This window comes from Stenotrophomonas sp. PFBMAA-4 (assembly GCF_030053215.1).
Lineage (GTDB): Bacteria > Pseudomonadota > Gammaproteobacteria > Xanthomonadales > Xanthomonadaceae > Stenotrophomonas.
This window is the reverse complement of sequence record NZ_JASGBW010000019.1, coordinates 19,462-38,266: the sequence shown is the minus strand read 5'-3', so window position 1 is coordinate 38,266 and position 18,805 is coordinate 19,462. Positions and strand designations below refer to the sequence as shown.

13 protein-coding genes are annotated in these 18,805 nt (G+C 62.7%); 10 read left to right on the top strand and 3 right to left on the bottom strand.

The genetic code is table 11. The annotated features are described in order from the left end of the window. Positions 1–286: 286 nt before the first annotated feature. The 4 genes from QMZ26_RS12960 (at position 287) to QMZ26_RS12945 (ending at position 7,869) form a co-directional block, all read left to right on the top strand. Positions 287–4,816: an RHS repeat-associated core domain-containing protein gene (locus QMZ26_RS12960; RefSeq protein WP_283221697.1), complete on the top strand. Its 4,530-nt coding sequence runs from the start codon at positions 287–289 to the stop codon at positions 4,814–4,816. A gap of 978 nt (positions 4,817–5,794) precedes the next feature. After that, positions 5,795–6,202 carry a hypothetical protein gene (locus QMZ26_RS12955; RefSeq protein ID WP_283221696.1) on the top strand — a complete coding sequence of 136 codons (408 nt, stop codon included), beginning with the start codon at positions 5,795–5,797 and terminating at the stop codon, positions 6,200–6,202. A 232-nt stretch (positions 6,203–6,434) separates the two neighbouring features. Then, positions 6,435–6,806, top strand: a complete 372-nt coding sequence (locus tag QMZ26_RS12950) for a hypothetical protein (RefSeq protein WP_283221695.1) — start codon at positions 6,435–6,437, stop codon at positions 6,804–6,806. Between the two features lie 682 nt (positions 6,807–7,488). Then, positions 7,489–7,869, top strand: coding sequence for a hypothetical protein (locus QMZ26_RS12945; protein WP_283221694.1), 381 nt, complete (start codon positions 7,489–7,491; stop codon positions 7,867–7,869). A gap of 84 nt (positions 7,870–7,953) precedes the next feature. Here QMZ26_RS12945 and QMZ26_RS12940 read toward each other — a convergent pair whose 3' ends face one another. Next, positions 7,954–8,409, bottom strand: coding sequence for a PaaI family thioesterase (locus tag QMZ26_RS12940; protein ID WP_283221693.1), 456 nt, complete (start codon positions 8,407–8,409; stop codon positions 7,954–7,956). 107 nt (positions 8,410–8,516) lie between these two features. Between QMZ26_RS12940 and QMZ26_RS12935 the strand changes: the two genes are divergently transcribed. Further along, positions 8,517–9,191 carry a hypothetical protein gene (locus QMZ26_RS12935; RefSeq protein ID WP_283221692.1) on the top strand — a complete coding sequence of 225 codons (675 nt, stop codon included), beginning with the start codon at positions 8,517–8,519 and terminating at the stop codon, positions 9,189–9,191. A 54-nt stretch (positions 9,192–9,245) separates the two neighbouring features. On the opposite strand, the gene QMZ26_RS12930 is transcribed toward QMZ26_RS12935, so the two are convergent. Further along, the gene (locus tag QMZ26_RS12930) at positions 9,246–10,148 is read right to left on the bottom strand and encodes a LysR family transcriptional regulator (RefSeq protein ID WP_283221691.1); all 903 of its coding nucleotides are present in this window, start codon (positions 10,146–10,148) and stop codon (positions 9,246–9,248) included. 143 nt (positions 10,149–10,291) lie between these two features. Here QMZ26_RS12930 and QMZ26_RS12925 point away from each other — a divergent pair, with 143 nt between their 5' ends. Beyond that, the gene (locus tag QMZ26_RS12925) at positions 10,292–11,374 is read left to right on the top strand and encodes an alcohol dehydrogenase catalytic domain-containing protein (protein WP_283221690.1); all 1,083 of its coding nucleotides are present in this window, start codon (positions 10,292–10,294) and stop codon (positions 11,372–11,374) included. Here QMZ26_RS12925 and QMZ26_RS12920 read toward each other — a convergent pair. Then, complete coding sequence (locus tag QMZ26_RS12920; protein WP_283221689.1) at positions 11,371–12,483, bottom strand: glycoside hydrolase family 43 protein; 1,113 nt, start codon at positions 12,481–12,483, stop codon at positions 11,371–11,373. The genes QMZ26_RS12925 and QMZ26_RS12920 overlap by 4 nt on opposite strands. Between QMZ26_RS12920 and QMZ26_RS12915 the strand changes: the two genes are divergently transcribed. The 4 genes from QMZ26_RS12915 to QMZ26_RS12900 all read left to right on the top strand — a co-directional run bounded on the left by QMZ26_RS12915 (position 12,469) and on the right by QMZ26_RS12900 (position 18,729). Further along, positions 12,469–13,395: a 2-dehydro-3-deoxygalactonokinase gene (locus tag QMZ26_RS12915; RefSeq protein WP_283221688.1), complete on the top strand. Its 927-nt coding sequence runs from the start codon at positions 12,469–12,471 to the stop codon at positions 13,393–13,395. The two genes, QMZ26_RS12920 and QMZ26_RS12915, sit on opposite strands and share 15 nt — an antisense overlap. Positions 13,396–13,524: 129 nt before the next feature. Beyond that, positions 13,525–14,628: an aldose epimerase family protein gene (locus QMZ26_RS12910; RefSeq protein WP_283221687.1), complete on the top strand. Its 1,104-nt coding sequence runs from the start codon at positions 13,525–13,527 to the stop codon at positions 14,626–14,628. Between the two features lie 122 nt (positions 14,629–14,750). Continuing rightward, a complete protein-coding gene (locus QMZ26_RS12905) occupies positions 14,751–15,899 on the top strand; it encodes a cellulase family glycosylhydrolase (protein WP_283221686.1) in 1,149 nt (382 codons plus the stop codon). 73 nt (positions 15,900–15,972) lie between these two features. After that, positions 15,973–18,729, top strand: a complete 2,757-nt coding sequence (locus QMZ26_RS12900) for a TonB-dependent receptor (protein WP_283221685.1) — start codon at positions 15,973–15,975, stop codon at positions 18,727–18,729. Positions 18,730–18,805 lie beyond the last annotated feature (76 nt).

The window sequence follows — 18,805 nt, the reverse complement described above, 5'->3', positions numbered from 1 at the left end:
CAGCACGCCCTCGGGCGTGAGGAGTGGAAGCTGTCGCATCAGGGCGAGCTCATTGCAAACCCGCCATTTGACGCCTGAAAGCAGGTGTTTGCAGGCCTGGCCTCACAGTGAGCGATCAATGAAGAGCGTCTGCCGGCGCAGTGATGCTCCAGTCATTTTCGATGCCTGCCCCACCACATTGGGCGCCGGGCCAGAGCATGGAAATGGTTGACTGCGCGAAGTGCCAGGACACAACTGATATCAACAGCTCGGCCGAGTCTGTCGTGACCCATGAAGGAGTATGGCGATGCAGGGACTTCTGGCGATACAACGCGTGGCGGTGCGCTTCGGTATGGCGTCCACACTTCTGCTCAGCTTCGCGGTGCAGGCCGAGACCTACTGGCTCGACTCCCGCTTCAACGACAGCGAGCCCCACTACCCCACAGCAGAAGAGGCCTGCGTCACCGGCGAACTGGAACGCCGCCTGGATGGCCATCGTGCAAAGAGCGCGTTACCGCATCGCTACGCCGCTGTTTCCGTCGGACCATACCTCGATGGCGAAGCCATATGCCGGGGCCAACTTCAACGCCGCCAGTTCAATTCGTGGCTGCCCGTCGAAATTGTGAACACATTCGTCTACGGCCCACGCGGCGCAAGACCGCCCTGCCCGCTCAGCGGCCTCGCCGACCCGGACACCGGTCAGTGCGGCATACCCAAGTGCGACAGCAACTGCCCCGCCGACGGAGGCAATGCATCCAACCCCATAGCCAGCGCTACCGGCAACAAGCGTCAGCAGGAGACGGACTACGTTGGAGCGGGAGCATTCCCACTGCAGTTCGTTCGCGTCTACAACAGCCATCGCGTGCCGGACAGCCGAGCGCTTCCTATCGGCATTGGCTGGAGCCACAACTATGCAACCCGACTCGAACCGGTCACCGACGCCGCCGGATCGGTCGTACGCCTCCGAGCGCATCGAGCCAATGGCGCCATTCAGACCTTCAGCCTTGTCAATGGCGAATGGACTGCAGGTAGCGATGTTCCGGAGAGACTGACCGTCATCCTGACAGGAGGGTCACTGGCTTCGGCAAGCTATCGCCGTGCGGACGATTCCGTCGAAGCCTATAACGAACTCGGCCGCCTGCACTCCATCACCTCGCGCGACGGGCTCGTGCAGACGCTGTCCTATGCCGCCGGCGCGGGCATCTCGCCGTACGTTCAACGCGTTACAGACCCGCAGGGACGGTCACTGGTGTTCGGCTACACAAGCGATCGCCTGACGAGTCTGACCGACAGCGCCGGGGCGGTCATCACCTACGCCTACACCGGCAGCGACCTGACCAGCGTGACCTACCCCTCGCCACGGTCAGGCCCGGCGACGCGTCTCTATCACTACAGCGAGCCTGGCCAGACCGGAGGGGTGGCGCAGCCGCACCTGCTAACCGGCATCACCGATGAGGACAACAACCGTTACGCAAGCTGGGCCTATGACGCCCAGCGGCGTGGCGTGCTCAGCGTGCACGGTCCCTTCGCTTCCGGAACCGCAGACCGGGTCGAACTGCAGTTCAACAAGGACGGCAGCACCACGATCACCGACAGCCTCGGCAATGCCAGACGCTACGCGTTTGGCGTCGATCACGGAGTTGCGCGACTCGCATCGCTGGATGCGCCTTGCGACGACTGTGCCAGTGTTGCCGCGGCACGCACTTACGACAGCAACGGATATCCCGCCAGCAGGACGGACTTCAGGGGCAACGTTACCCGCTATGCCTACAACGCTCGCGGACTGCAGACCCAGCGGATCGAGGCAGCCAACGACTTCGGCGGCAGCAAGCGCACAATCCAGACAGACTGGCATGCCAGCTTCCGCCAGCCCATCGCACGGCGAACCTATGACGCGGCGGACACGCTCGTTGCTGAGACCAGCTTCACTTACAACAGCCGTGGCCAGGTACTCACCGAGACTCGCAGGGATCCGGAAACATCCATCAGTCGCACAACGACGACGACCTACTGCGAGCCCGCTGACGCAAGCACCGGCACCTGTCCGCTGGTTGGCTTGCCGATCAGCACCAAGGGCCCGCGTACCGACATCAGCGACACGACGACCTACGTCTACCATCAGACCGACCACGGCGATTGCAAGGTTGCCCCGACGGCATGCGCCTATCGCAAGGGTGATCTATGGAAGATCATCGATCCGCTGGGGCGCACCACAGCCTTCCCGACCTACGACGGCGCGGGGCGACGATTGTCCTCCGTCGATCCGAACGGTGTAGAGACGAACTACGAATACCATCCGCGCGGCTGGATGACAGCGGAGAAAGTGCGAGGTCCGGACGATAGCACCGAGAGTGATGACCGCATAACGCGCACCGACTACCGGCCAACCGGCCTGGTCGAGCAGATCACCCAGCCCGACGGCGACTCGCTGGCGTTCTCCTACGATGCCGCGCATCGACTGGTACGCCTCACCGACAACAGTGGCGGCTACATCGCCTACACCCTGGATACGGCGGGCAACCGCATTGCGGAGGAGACCCACGACCCGGCCCAGAGAGTGCAACGCAGCCTGTCGCGCATCTACGACCTGAACGGGCGGCTTGCGACCGTCGCCGATGCGTCCAGCAACCCGACGGATTTCACGTACGACGACAACGGCAACATTACGGCGATGACGGATGCATTGGGCCGCACTGAACGCCGTGAGTACGACGCACAGAACCGCCTCAGGCAGACCACGCAGGATGCCGGCGGAATCGCCGCCGCTACGCATTACATCTACAACCCGTTGAATCGGCTCGTACAGGTCACTGACCCAAAGGGGCTGCAGACACACTACGCATACAACGCACTAGGCGACCTGCTGCAGCTGAGCAGTCCAGATACAGGCACCACCCGTTACAGCTATGACAGCGCAGGCAATCGCGACGGCGTGACAGACGCCCGTGGGCAGGCATTGGCCTACCGCTATGACGCGCTCAAACGACTGACCCGCGTTGCAGTTGCCGGTGCGCCTGCGCTGGACACGTCCTACCTCTATGATGCCGCGCCAACTGAGTGTGCAACGGGCGAGACCTTTGCCTCTGGCTATCTGAGCCAGATCGTGGATGCCAGCGGCACGACGGGATACTGCTACGACCGCTTCGGCCGCATCGTACGCAAGACCCAGGTAACCGGCAGCCATAGCTTCGCAGCTCGCTACGCCTACAGCTTGGGTGGAAAGCTCCAAGCCATCACCTACCCAGATGGCACCTTGGTTGATTACGTCCGTGATCCCGAGGGCCGCATCTCGGAGATAGGCGTTACATCGCCCGGCGCCAGCCGCGAGGTGCTGCTGTCCGGTGTCACGTACTACCCATTCGGACCTGCGGCAGGCTGGAGCTATGGTAATGGTCGGACCCTGGTCCGAGCCCATGACCGGAACTACCGCACCATCTCGCTGAGCGATGTCGACCGGGACGGCCTGGATGCAGGTTACGCCTACGACGCCACTGGCAACCTTACCGGCCTGCACACCGCTGGCCATGAATCTCCGGCGCTTGCCACCTACGACTACGACGCCCTCAATCGTCTGGTTGCATTCCGGGATGGGGCAACAGGAACCGCGATCGAGCGCTATGGCCACGACGCTACGGGAAACCGCACATCATTCACCAACGCTGGAGGGACCGACGGTTACGCGTACCCGGCTGACAGCCATCGCCTTCTCTCGGTAGATGGGGTATCCCGGAACTACGACGCCGTTGGCAACACGGCCTCCATTGACGGCACGGATAGAGAGTTCGTCTTCGACCCGTTCAATCGATTGATACAGGTGAAGCAGAGCGGCCAGGCGATCCAACAGTACGCATACAACGGCCGTGGTGAGCGGGTGCGAAGCTACCTGGGGACCACCACCACGACCTACAGCGTCCACGACGAAAGCGGCCACTGGCTGGGTGACTACGATGCCACGGGCGCGCCGATCCAACAGGTGATCTGGCTGGGCGACCTGCCCGTGGGTGTATTGGTTGGCACCGCAGCGTCTTCGAATCGCCTGCACTACATCGAGCCGGATCAGCTCGGCTCGCCGCGCGCGGTCATCGAGGTTGCACGCAACGTTGCGGTCTGGTCGTGGGACAGCAGAGGCGAGGCATTTGGCAGCGACGGACCCAGCGAGGATCCGGATGCGGACGGTACGCCGTTCACGTTCAACATGCGCTTCGCGGGACAGCGGTACGACCCCTATAGCGGTCTTCACCATAACTACGCACGTGAGTATGAGCCCGCTACAGGCCGGTATCTGCAGAGTGACCCCATTGGCCTGGCGGGAGGCATCAGCACTTACAGCTATGTCGAGTCCAACCCCCTTCTGTATACGGACAGCACAGGCCAAGCAAAGGATCAGGTCTGCATGGCGTCGTGCACCATCAGCGGAGGTGTCATCGGCGGCTATATCGGTTACGCCGGCGGCGGCATTGCAGGTGGCGTTGGTGGTGGGGCGGGATGCACGCTTTTCGCCCCCGGCGTCGGCACAGTCGGCTGCGGGGCAGGCGGTGCTCTAGCCGGCAGCAGTGCGGGAGGTGCAGCGGGCTCGGTCGTCGGCAGTTTCTATGGATATCTCACGGGGTTGGCAATCTGCCCGAGCGATGAAGACAATACCGACGAGTGCTACAGGCGCTACGATAGAGAAGAGGTTTCGTGCGACAGGTGGAGAGGCTTGGGGCCGAGCAAAGATCCTGATCGCTGGTATCGAGCGTGCCTCACGCGCGCTGCAGATCGTCGCAATCTGTGCGTCGCCAACAAGGGCCAGTCCGACCATGAACCGCTGCCATGGTCAGAAGACGACTTCCCCTAGGATATTTCCGATGACAGAAAAAAAAATAGAAACGATCGAGACGTACTATCCATCTGGAAGAATCCAGTCTCGTGGCACCATGGTCGACGGACGGTGGCATGGCGTTTTTCAACGCTGGTACGAAAGTGGCGCACCGTTTTCTGAGTTTGAATATAGGAATGGGTTAAAGAACGGAGTCCTCCGTGAATGGTCAAAAGACGGGATACTGCTTCTCTGCGCCACCCTTCAAGATGGCCATTTTCACGGCCCATACAAGAGCTGGTGGGACTCAGGACTTGTTAAGGAAGAGGGAAATTTTCACTCTGGAAAAAGAGTCGGAAGGTACAACTGGTACAAAGTAGACGGATCGCTCTGGAGGTCTTCTGACATCTCCGCGGATTAAGCTCTCATTGGCGTCGCAAACAAAGGGAAAGCTGCCGATGAGCCACCAGAATGGTCACGGCACGAATTCCGCAAGGCGGCACTCATGAAATATAAAAGGTTTAAAACGGCAGAGAGCTACTTCATCTCAGGAGCCCTGCGGTCCCGTGGAACCCAAGCTGATGGACAATGGGTCGGCCCCTTTGAATGTTGGTACGAGAGCGGCGAATTACTTTGTCAGTTCGAGTATAGGAATGGCCAGAAGAACGGAGTGCTTCGGGAGTGGTCGAAAGATGGCGTATTGCTTCTGTGTGCCACCCTTCAAGATGGAGAGCTTCATGGCCCCTACTGGAGCTGGTGGAGCTCGGGCCTCCTCAAAGAGGAAGGAACCTTTAAAGAGGGCAAGCGGATCCGAAAATACACGTGGTACAAGCTCGATGGTTCCATATGGAACATAGTCGAAGATCATGACCAGTAGGCCAAATGATGGCGTACGACATCCGGCGGCAACTCTGAGCAGTTAACGGTTCATATCGCTTTTATCGAGCTTGCGTGACGCAAGCAGGGGACCGTCGCAACTTTTGCGTACCAACAAGGGACAAACAGGCGGAGAACCTGATGAGTGGTCTGATCGCGACCTCCGGTAGAGTTCAATCCATGACAAGTTCAAGCGCAAAGGTGGTGGAGAACTATTTTCCTTCGGGAAGAATCGAGTCGCGTGGCACCCAGGTCAACGGGCAATGGCATGCCCTCTTTGAGCGCTGGCATGAAACCGGCCCGCTATTCTCCCAAGCTGAGTACCGGCATGGGCTGATGAACGGGCTGCTTCGACAATGGACCGTGGACGGGGTGATGACGTTGTCTGCAACCGTCAAGGACGGTGAATTCGATGGTCCGTACAAGAGCTGGTGGAGTTCAGGTCTGTTAAAGGAAGAAGGCACTTTTAAAGACGGCAAGCGGATCGGAAAGTACACGTGGTACAAGCTCGATGGCTCCATATGGAACGTAGTCGATAATGATGACTAGCAGGCCAATTGACCTGCCGCAACCGCATGGACTGAGCCGATGGCAAACGGCGGGGGGGGCAGCTCCTCTGTGAAGCGAAGAGGATACGGCGCGGTGAGAGACCCTGACCGCTGGCATCGAGCATCTCTGACCCAAGCGGCGGACCGTCGCAACCTCTGCGTCGGCAACAAGGGTCAAATCGACGGAGAGCCGCAACCTTGGTCACCAAGCGACCTTCGTTAGGATGCTACCCATGAAAAATCCCGAAACTAAATTGGTGGAAAATTATTTTCCTTCTGGGAAGCTCGAGTCCCGAGGAACACAGGTCGATGGGCGGTGGATGGGTATCTTTCGACGCTGGCACGAGAACGGCGCACTTTTCACTGAGAGAGAGTACGTGAATGGCCAGTTGAATGGAATGATCCGGGAGTGGGCAGAAGACGGGCTTTTGCTAATGTCTGCCACCGTAAAAGACGGCGAGTTTGATGGGCCTTTCAAGAGCTGGTGGAACTCAGGCTTGCCCAAAGAGGAAGGAACGTACAGAGCAGGAAAACGAATCGGACGTTACACCTGGTACGACACAGATGGCTCGGTCTGGAGAACTTCGAGCATTGCCAAGGAGTAGGCTCTGTCAAGAATCTCGCATAGACGGACCGAGCCATGGCTGCAGTGAGGAAGATGTGTCGTGCGACAGGTCGAGAGGCTTGGGAACAAGCAAGGGCCCTGATCGCTGGTATCGAGCATGTCTGACACGAGCGGCGGATCGTCGCAATCTGTGCGTCGCCAACAAGGGCCAATCTGACCATGATCCGCCGCCATGGTCGGAAGACGGCTTCCCCTAGGATATTTCCGATGACAGAAAAAAAATAGAAACGGTCGATACATACTATCCATCTGGAAGAATCCAGTCTCGTGGCACCATGGTCGACGGGCGGTGGCATGGCGTTTTTCAACGCTGGCACGAAAGTGGCGCACCGTTTTCTGAGTTTGAATATAGGAATGGGTTAAAGAACGGAGTCCTCCGTGAATGGTCAAAAGACGGGCTACTGCTTCTCTGCGCCACCCTCCAAGATGGCCATTTTCACGGCCCATACAAGAACTGGCGGGACTCAGGGCTCGTTAAGGAAGAGGGGAATTTTCACTCTGGAAAAAGAGTCGGAAGTTACAACTGGTACAAAGTAGACGGGTCGCTCTGGAGGTCTTCTGACATCTCCGCGGATTAGGCTCTCATTGGCGTCGCAAACAAAGGGACAGCTGCCGATGAGCCACCAGAATGGTCACGGCACGAATTCCGCAAGGCGGCACTCATGAAAGATAAAAGGTTTAAAACGGCAGAGAGCTACTTCATCTCAGGAGCCCTGCGGTCCCGTGGAGCCCGAGCTGATGGACAATGGGTCGGCCCCTTTGAATGTTGGTACGAGATCGGTGAATTACTTTGTCAGTTCGAGTATAGGAATGGCCAGAAGAATGGGGTGCTTCGGGAGTGGTCGAAAGATGGCGTATTGCTTCTGTGTGCCACCCTTCAAGATGGAGAGCTTCATGGCCCCTACAGGAGCTGGTGGAGCTCAGGCCTGCTCAAAGAGGAAGGAACCTATAAGGAGGGCAAGCGGATCGGAAAATACACGTGGTACAAGCTCGATGGTTCCTTGTGGAACGTTGTCGACAATGATGACGACCAGGCGGAATGACTCGCCGTAATCGCATGGACTGAGCCGCTCGTAAACTACGGACGCAGATTTATTGAGGATGGGAGAGGGTACGGGCCGGCAGCGTCACGGGTGAAGATCAGCAATGGCGAAGGTCGCTGTTGCATGCGCGTAGAGCTTCCCCGCGTCGTCAACTACCTTGGCCTCCGCGAGAGCCATCGTTCGTCCCAGATGGAGAACGGCGCCGACGCAACGGACGACCGCTTGGCCTGGTGCCACGCCCTTGACGTAGGTGATGTTCAAGTCCGTGGTCGCATAGCGCGTGCCGATGTCGAGCTGCGTCTGCACGGCCAGCGCCATGGCGCCGTCGAGCAGGGTCGCGAGGTAGCCGCCATGGACAGCGCCCATCGGGTTGGCATGCTCCAGGCCTGGCGCGCCGCTCAAGGTCACTTGGCCGTCGTCAACGGCATCAATCGAGAGTCCGAGCGTCTGGCCGATGCCCTTGCCCAGGCCACCCGCTGCCATTGCGTTGCGGAGGAATTCAAGCCCGGTTGCGCTCTGTCTTTCAGGGGTCTGGTTCATGGCGGTGCCTGCTCTGCGTTGCGATCCAATCTACCAGTTGGTAGGCTGGCAATCAACGACCCGAAGTGTTGATGCCCGGCCACCCGGCGCGCTCGGCACGTTGAGTCATGCGTGGCTACCTGACCGAGGGCAACTTCATGACCAGCGTTCGTACCCTGACGGCGACAACGCCTGCCCTGCTGCCGAACGTGGAACGGAAGAACACGCATCTGCGTGCCTGCCCCACTTCGGACTTTCCGGCTCTGGTGAAGGCGCAGGCCAGGTCCCCCGAGCCAGCGGTCGCGGAGACATCGCTGATGCAGGCCGCACAAGCGCCCCGTCGGCCGGAAACCGACGCGATGCTCGTACAGATGCTCATGTGTCGAAAGGTATTGCAGCAGGCATCACCGAGGGTGGGCCGGCCACCGCCTGCGGCCTCCGCAAGTGGTGCTGCTGCCACTGATTGCACTTCAGCCGACGCGATCGACCGTGCCTGCCCTGATGGACCCAACACCTCCTTTCTGACCGAGCACACTCAGGATCCAGCCGCGTTGCGAGCCGCCTCCTGCTGGAATGTCCCCGTGTACGGAGCGCAGATCGCATGCCCGCAGCACGTCGCGGCAATGAGCCCGTCCCTGCCTGAAAACATCCTGTTCGTGATACCAGGCCGAATCGTTGCCGATCCCGCGCAATCGGCCGGCACGCGACCGCTGCGTCGGCGCAAGCCGCGTCCACCCGGCAGCCATGGCCATCCCCCTGCTCTACCCGGCGCGGGCTTCAACAGCGACGAACAGCCAGAGTGATCGCGGCACTGCATCCGCGCTGGCCTGTGCGCAGCCGACACGCGGAAGGAAACATCATGCCTCCCCTGCGAACGGCGCGCCTGGAGCTTCAGTTCGAATCAGCCTGATCAAGGCCTTCAGTCCTGGCGGCACGTACCGGTGGCCCGGGTAGTACAGCGCAAGGCCAGGAAACTCGGGGCACCAGTCTTCAAGCAGCCGAAGCAGGCGACCCTCGGCGAGCGGCTGGGCCGCCAGATGCTCGGGAACGAACGCGATGCCGATGCCCTCCATCGCAGCGTCGACCATCAAGGGCTGATCGGTCAGGGTCATGGGCCCGGACACATTGACGCGCTCCGTCGTGCCCTGGCGCTCGAACTCCCAGCGGTAGATGGCCCCGCTTTCGAACCGGAAACGGATGCAGTCGTGCTGATGCAGATCCAGCGGGCGCATTGGGCGGCTGCGCGCCCGCAGATACGCCGGGGACGCGACCACCGCGAAGCGCATGGGAGCGGTAACGGCTACGGCGACCATGTCCCGTGGCACTGCTTCGGCCAATCGGATGCCCGCATCGAAGCCGTTCGACACGATGTCATCCAGCCGACCGTCGCTGACAATATCCAGGTGGACCTGCGGGTAGCGCTGCAGGAATCGCGCCATCACCGGTTTCAGCACCAGGCGGATGGCGCCTTCACTGCCGTTGATGCGGATCGTGCCGCGCGGCACGTCTGCATCTGCATCGACCGACTGCAGGGCTTCCTCGATGGAGGCCATGGCGGGCCGCAGCTTTTCTGCCAGGCGCTCGCCCGCATCGCTCAGCGAAACGCTGCGGGTCGTGCGGTTGAACAGGCGTGCGCCCAACCGCTGTTCGAGCGCCTTGATTGCATGACTGATCGCGGACGGGGTGATGTTCAACTCGGCAGCCGCGCTGCGGAAACTGCGATGCGTCGCCACCGCCAGGAACGCCGTAAACGCGGTCATCTCAACGCCTGTCGATTAATGAAGTGCTTTCATCGTTAGATCAAATATTGGAGATATTGTCTTGATAGTAAACCGATTCTAGGCTCACGGTTGTCCGCGGGTGCCAACCCTCGGGATCCGCAAACCGAAACAGGATCGAGACGATGAAGACGATGAAAGCGGTTGTGACGACCGGCCCCAACAGTCCATGGCAGGTGCAGGACGTGCCCGTGCCGGTGGTCGAAGCGGGCCAGGTACTGGTCAAGGTTCACGCGTCGGGCATGTGCTACACCGATGTGTGGGCGACCCAGGGCTATGGCGGCGACATCTACCCCCAGACACCCGGGCATGAAGTGGTTGGCGAAGTCGTCGAGGTCGGCGCGGGCGTGCGCTCGCGTCGGGTAGGCGACCGCGTGGGCACCACCTGGGTCCAGTCGTCCTGCGGCCGCTGCCCCTACTGCCGCGAAAGCCGCCCCTTGTCCGGCCAGACGGCCATGAACTGCGAGGCCCCCCGTACCACCGGCTTCGCTGCGCAGGGTGGCCATGCCCAGTACATTGCGGTCTCTGCCGAGGGCACGGTTCTGCTTCCGGACGGCCTGTCCTATGTGGACGCTGCGCCGATGATGTGTGCCGGCTACACCACGTGGAGCGGCCTGCGTGATGCGGCGCCCCAGCCCAATGAGAAAATCGCGGTGCTTGGCATCGGTGGCCTGGGGCACGTTGCGCTGCAGTTTTCCAAGGCATGCGGCTTCGAAACCATTGCCACCACCCATTCGGCCGACAAGCATGCCCTCGCCCGCCAGTTGGGTGCCGACCATGTCGTCGCCAGCGGAAAGGAACTGAAGGACATCGGCGGCGCCGATGTGCTCCTGGTAACGACCAATGAATTCAGTTCTGCCGAAGAAGCCATGGCCGGCCTGCGGGTCGATGGGCGCATCGTGCTGTGCGGCCTGGACTTCAGCCAGCCGTTCTCGATCTCATCAGAAGGCGTGCCTTTCCACATGATGCGCCAGCGCGTGATCGGCTCGACCCACGGCGGCCAGCAGTACCTCAGCGAGGTATTGAATCTGGCGGCCACGGGCAAAGTGAAGCCGCTGGTCGAGACTTCGCACTGGACCAGGCAACCGAAGCCTACGACCGGCTGGCATCGGGGAAAATGCGATTCCGCGGCGTCTTCCTGCCCTGGGGAGAGGCTGCGTAACGCAGTACCTAAAACATTGCGCTGCCCCAGGAGGGTGAGCGCCTAGTTGCGCTCACCACGTCCCGTCGGCAGATCAAGCACCGGCCACCCCTTCCCGTCCCAGTGCACGGGCTGGACGCGCGGCGAGCGCTTGGCAGTGCAGCCCATGTCCGGACCGGAATTGCCGTGGTAGATGATCCAGTCGGTGCCATCACTGCCCTGGAAGAACCCGTTGTGACCCGGCGCGTACACGTTGCCTGCAGGATTCTTGGCAAGGATGGGCGCCTTCGCCTTGGTCCATGCGCTGGCATCGAGTGGATCGGAACCAGCCTTCGCGTGCAGCAGCCCGATCGCGTAGTCGTCGGACCAGCATGCGCTTCCCGAATAGGTCAGGAAGAGGTCGCCGTTGGGGCCCTTCAGGAATTCCGGCCCTTCCAGGATCTGCCGGCCACCCTGGCGCTCCCACGCCTGGTCCGGCCGCGCAATGATGACCTCCTCGCCCTGCAGGGTCCACGGGTTCGCCATGGCCACGATGGCCAGCACGCTGTCGGGGCCCACGTAAGGCGAATAGACGAAATAGCGCTTTTCACCGATCACGAAGGTGGTGCCGTCGATGCCGGCATGCGCCGTGGCCAGGCGCCCGCGATCAATCCATTCGCCTTTCGTCGGATCGGCATTGGTGTTCTCCAGCACGAACACGCCGCGCTGGGCATCTTCCTGGCCTTCGGCAGCGCCGCTGGCGGCAGCGGTGTAATAGATGTACCAGCGGCCATCGATGCGATGCAGTTCGGGCGCCCAGATGGATGTTGCGTTGGGTCCGGTGGCTGGCGGGCGCCAGACCGTGACTTCCCGGGCCTGCGCCAGGTGTGCGAGGTCGCTGGTTGCGCGGATCGCCAGGCGGTCACCGTGGGTGGCCATGTAGTAGAAGGTCCGCCCGTCGCGGACGATCCACGGATCAGGGCCGGAATCGAGCAGCGGGTTGTCCCGCGCCGGCTCGATTGCTGCTGCCCCTGCAGCTGCCTGCAGCAGTGCCGCTGCGAGCAATACCCGAAGTGTGTTCTGCACCATCCTGCCCTCCCGTTGATGTCCACACTGGCCGGTTGCCAGCCGGCCGCCACAGAAACATATAATCGGACAATTGGCAACGGCCACGACGTGGGGATGGACATGCAGCATGACGTGCACAGCATCATCGGCATCAACTGGGGCAGCAGCAATCTTCGTGCCTACCTCATCGATGCATCCGGACAGATGGTCGACAGCCTCGAGACTCCGGCAGGCGTGGCCGGCCTCGACCGCGATGGCATGGTGGCTGCCGCCGATGCGATCCGCCAGCGCTGGCCCGCCGCTGGCCACGTCTACGCGGCCGGCATGATCGGTTCCACCGTGGGCTGGGTGGATGCGGGCTATGTGGATTGCCCCGCCGGTGTGACCGATGTGGCGCGCAACCTGGTCACTGCCCATATCGGGACGCTGTCGATGCGCATCGTGCCTGGCATGGCCTGCGTGCGCACCGCCGACGGCGCGCCGGACGTGCTGCGCGGCGAAGAGACCGAGCTGTTGGGGCTGCTCGCCGGTGGTGGCATCGAGGCCACTTCGATTGTTGCCCTGCCCGGCACGCATACCAAGTGGATCGAACTGGTCGATGGCCGCGTCCACTCCTTCATGACCGCGATGTCCGGCGAGCTGTTCGACCGCCTTGCCAGCGGCGGCCTGCTGGCATCGGTACTGGAAGGACCGGGCGACGCCGGCCCGGCATTTGCTGAAGGCATGCGTGCAGCAGTGCGGGGTGGGCTGGGTTTGGGCACGTTGCTGTTCGGCGTGCGCGCACGGGTGGTGCGCGGGGTTCTGCCGCGCACCGAAAGCAGCGCGTACCTGCGTGGCCTGCTCGCCGGTGCGGAGATCGCCGATGCGCTGGCGCTGTACCCGCAACTGCAGCAGGCCTGCGTGCCATTGATCGGATCAGCGCCGGTGTGCCGGCTCTACCAGGCCGCGTTGGCCGGGATGGGCATCGCATCGCGTCCGGTGGCTTCAGCCGATGCCGTGGTACGCGGATTCCATGCGCTTCATCAACTGGCGGCCAGCTAGGCCGAATACGTCGTGTTGCGTCGCAACGTGCGTATTGTCTGATTATATGTTTTTGTACGCCCACGACATTGAGAGGGGTCTGGGGCAATGCTTGCTGGCAAGGGAAAGACGGCGGGACTGATCGGGGCGATGGCACTGGCGGCTGCATCAGCCGCACACGGACAGGCGCGCACGGTGCTGGGCACCACGGCGGATGGCACCCGGGTCGAGTCGATCCAGTTGCGCGACGGCAGCGGCATGCAGGCCACCGTATTGACCCTGGGCGCAGCACTGCATTCGCTGCAGGTGCCGGACCGCGATGGCGCGTACGCCGATGTGCTGCTCGCTGACGGCACGCTGCAGGCCACCCTGGACAAGCCACAGTATTTCGGCGCGACGGTCGGTCGCTTCGCCAACCGCATCGCCGCAGGTCGCTTCAGCCTGGATGGCCACACCTACCAGGTGCCGACCAATGACGGCCCCAACAGCCTGCACGGCGGCAGCCGTGGCTTCGACAAGGTGGTCTGGGACGTGGTCGAGGCCAAGGCCGACCACGTGACGCTGCGCCACGTCAGCGCCGATGGAGAACAGGGTTTCCCCGGCACGCTCACCGTCACCGCGACCTACACGCTGCAGGGCAATGGCCGCCTGCTGGTCGAGTACCGCGCGACCACCGACGCGCCGACCATCGTCAACCTGAGCAACCACGCCTACTGGAACCTGTCAGGCGAAGGCTCGGGTACGGCCATGGAGCACGAGCTGACCATTCCGGCCAGCACCTACACGCCCGTGGACGCCACCCTGATTCCCACCGGCGTGCTGCAGCCCGTGGAAGGCACGGCGTTTGATTTCCGCACGGCCAAGCCCATCGGGCGCGACCTGCGCCGAGGCGATGAGCCGCAGCTGCTGCACGGCCACGGCTATGACCACAACTGGGTGATCAGCCGCAGCCCCAGCAAAGAGCTTCGTGAGGTTGCCCGTGTCCACGACCCTCGTTCGGGCCGGGTGATGACCCTGCTGTCGACGCAGCCGGGCCTGCAGTTCTACTCCGGCAACTTCCTTGATGGCAGCACCGTGGGCAAGAGCGGTTCGGTCTACCGCCAGGGTGATGCCATTGCGCTGGAACCGCAGCTGTTCCCGGACACGCCGAACCAGCCTGCGTTCGGCTCGTCACGGCTGGACCCTGGCCAGACCTATCTGAACCGCATCGTCTACCAGTTCTCGACCGACCGCGACGCCCCCGCGCGCCGCTGAGTCACGCATCCGTCGCGGCGACCAGGCACACGCGGCCGCCGCGACCCGACGACATCGCACCACGCCCCGCCCTTCCGGCACCTGCCGGGAGCGGGCAGCTCATGACCAAGGAGATGCATCCCATGCGAAAGTGGCTTTCCCCCTTGCTGGCAACCCTGCTCGCCGTCGCGCCGATGGCACATGCGAGCGACACCGTACGCTGGACCCCGGCGCAGGCCGACGCGTGGTATGCAAAGCAGCAGTGGCTGGTCGGTTCGAACTACGCAACGTCCAACGCGATCAACCAGCTGGAGATGTTCCAGCCCGAGACCTTCGACCCGGTGGCGATCGACCGCGAGCTGGGCTGGGCACACGAGCAGTTCGGCATGAATACCATGCGCGTATACCTGCATGACCTGCTGTGGAAGCAGGACCCGCAGGGTCTGATCAAGCGCATCGACACGTTCCTGACGATCGCGCAGAAACACGGCATCCGCCCGATGTTCGTGCTGTTCGACAGCTGCTGGGATCCGGACCCGGTGCTCGGCCCCCAGCACCGCCCCATTCCGGGCGTGCACAACTCGGGCTGGGTGCAGAGCCCCAGCCGCCATGCTCTGGTGGACCCGGCCAATGACGCCCACTTCCGCAGCTATGTGGAGGGCGTCGTGGGCGCCTTCGCCGATGACAAACGCGTGCTGGCCTGGGACCTGTGGAACGAACCGGACAACCCGGGCGGCGGCAACTACATGGACAAGCAGCTGGAGGGCGAACAGGCCCGCATTGCCGAGCTGCTGCCGAAGATCTTCGAATGGGCGCGGAGCAGGAAGCCGACCCAGCCGCTGACCAGCGGCGTGTGGATCGGTGATGACTGGTCGCCGGGCGCCGCTTCGCTGACCTCGATCCAGCGCACCCAGCTGGAACAGTCCGATGTGATCACCTTCCACAACTACGAGCAGCCCGAAGCCTTCAAGGCGCGTGTAGCGCAGCTGCGCAAACATGGCCGTCCGCTCATCTGCACCGAGTGGCTGGCCCGCGGTGCCGGTTCCAATGTCGACACCATCCTGCCGATCGCCCGCCGCGAAAACATCGGCATGATCAACTGGGGCTTCGTGGATGGCGCCATCCAGACCCGCTTCCCGTGGGACAGCTGGCAGCGCCCGTACACGATGGAAGAACCCACCGTCTGGTTCCACGACCTGTTGAAGGCCGATGGAACGCCTTACCGCGCCCGTGAGGCAGAGCTGTTCCGCAGCCTGGCCAAGACCCCGCGCAACGCCGTGCCCGCCCTCTGAATCTTCCGCTGCGCCGGCACTGGCCGGCGCAGCTCCCACCTGCGCTTGTTTTCCGGAATCCGGAGCTACCGCCATGACCGTTTCTTCTTCCCGCACCCTGCTCTCCCTTGCCATCCTGTCCGCACTGGCCCTGCCCGGCCTTGCCCGGGCCCAGGACACCAGCACCACCGGACCGGCCTCACCTACGGCCCAGCAGCCGACCGCCACCGATCTTGATACCGTGACGGTGACCGCGCTGCGCCAGAGCCTGCAGACCGCGCAGACGCTCAAGCAGGAAGCGGCCATGGTGGTCGATTCAATCGTTGCCGAAGACATCGGCAAGCTGCCGGACAACAGCGTTGCCGATGCCCTGCAGCGCGTGACCGGCGTGCAGGTCGCGCAGGGCAACCAGGGCGAGACCACCGGGGTCGTCATCCGTGGCCTGCCCAATGTGGTGAGCACGCTCAACGGGCGCGAGATCTTCAGCAGCTCCGGGCGCGGCTATGCCTTCCAGAACCTGCCGGCCACCGCAATCAAGACCCTCAGTGTCTACAAGAGCAGCGAAGCCAGCCTGCCGCTGGGCGGCATCGCCGGCCTGGTCGATATCGAACTGCGCAGGCCGCTGGATTTCGACGGTGCCGAGATTGCCGGCACGGTCACCGGCACGCACAGCAAGTACGGCGGCGACATCGACCCGTCGGCCAGCCTGCTGCTGAGCAACCGCTGGGATACCGACGCCGGACAGTTCGGCGCCATGGTCAACTTCGGCTATGTCGGCAAGCACTATGTCTACGATGCGGTGTGGGGTGACTTCCCCAAGGTGCTGAACAACGACGACGGCACACCGATGCGCACCGACGCCGGCAACCTGGTGGCGGCGCCGAATGGCTGGGGTACCAATTACAGCCAGGGCGACCGCAAGCGCAGCGCCTTCAACTACGCGCTGCAGTGGAAGCCGAGCGAGCGCACCGAGGTCTATGTCGAAGGCCTGTACGACTTCGTGCGCGATGACTACGACCAGGCATTCCTGTTCAGCTTCCCGGTGGGCGCGGTACAGCCGACCCGCCTGCAGGTGGGCGACAACTGCTATGCCAACCGCCTTGACGGCCCCCTGGCCGGGCAGACCATCTGCGATGCCACCAGTGGCGAATGGACCGGCGACACCTATGCCGCCAGCAGCACCCAGGCCCATCGGCAGCGCGGCCAGGACATCCAGAACGCGCTTGGATTCAAGTGGCGCGGGGATCAGCTGGAGCTGTCCACGGAGGTGTCGCGGACCTCGGGCTACTACCGCGATGAGAACTTCATCATCGACACCTTCATGAACGGCCCGATCACCACGATCTGGGACGGCACGGCAGGCAAGCACCAGAACTGGCATCTGGCCGGCAACCCGGCCAGCGACTCCTCGCGCTACTACCTCAATGGGCTTTTCCAGACGTGGGGCGAGTCGCGTGGCGAGGAAAACAGCTGGCGCGGTGATGGCCGCTTCGAATTCCTCGATGGCCCGATCGCCGCCATCCAGTTCGGCCTGCGCTATGCAGACCGCAATGCCAGCGCGAAGGGCAGCGTCGAGATCAGCACTCCGCCCCCGGGCGGTCCCGGCACCGGCAACATCACCGCTTCGCCGAACCCGACCAACCAGGTCGACGCCCTGCTTGCCTCCGGCGCGATCCCGGGCGGCACGTTCTTCTGCAGCAAGCGCGGCAACTCGGCCCTGAACCAGCCGTTCCTGACGCCCTGCTATGACTATCTGATCGGCAACGCCGATGCGCTGCGCAACTACTACGGCCTGGCCGACGGCCTGGCCGCAGAGAATCCGGGGCGCTTCTTCGACATCCAGGAGCGCAAGTCGGCCGGCTACCTGCAGGCCAAGTACGATTTCAACCTGGGCAACCTGCGGGTGGATGGCCTGGTCGGCGTCCGCGCCGAGCAGATCAAGCGCGAGCTCAATGCCTACTCGTTCGATGCCGGCAGCGGCGTCTACAGCGCCATCAGCCGCAACACCGAAGATACCCAGGCGCTGCCCAATGCCAGCTTGAACCTGCACTTCAACGAGGCTTGGCAGCTGCGCCTGGTCGCGGCCAAGACCATGAGCTACCCGGACTTCGGCGCGCTGAATCCTTCGATCTCGCTGAACCCGGGCACGCTCAACCGTGCCGGCGTGGCCAGCAGCGGCAACCCGGACCTGAGCCCGATCAAGTCGACCAACTACGACGCCTCGCTGGAGTGGTACTTCTCACCGGTGGGCTACGTCAGCACCGGCGTTTTCTACCGCGACATCAACGGCTACATCCAGAACTACATCACCAACGTCGACATTGCCGGGGAAACCTACGAGCTGTCCTCGCCGCAGAGCGCCGGCAGCGGCCACCTGCAGGGCGTGGAATTCGCCTACCAGCAGACCTTCGACTTCCTGCCCGGGGCCTGGAGCGGCCTGGGTGCGCAGTTCAATTACACCTACATCGAAGGTGACACCAAGTCGCCGGAATTCCTCGGCGGCCCGATCACCACCCGCCCGCTGCAGAACGTTTCCAAGAACAACTACAACGCGGTGCTGTTCTACGAGAACTTCGGCATGTCGGCACGCCTGGCCTATGGCTACCGCAGCCGTTACATCGATTTCTTCACCCAGCCCACCGTGGCCGGCACCGAAGACCAGGTCGAGGCTGCCAGCTCGCTGGACTTCTCGATCAGCTACGACGCCACCCCGCGCACCACCGTGGTGTTTTCCGCCACCAACCTGCTGGGCAACAACCTGCACCAGTACTGGGGCAACGGCAACACCCGCCCGCGTGACATCCGCTACCAGGACAAGACCGTGGGCATCGGCTTCCGGTTCAAGCTCTGAAGGAAGACTGCATGAACACCCCCCACACCCTGCTGCATCCCTTTTGTCGGATAATAGGAGTGGCCGCGGCCTGCGG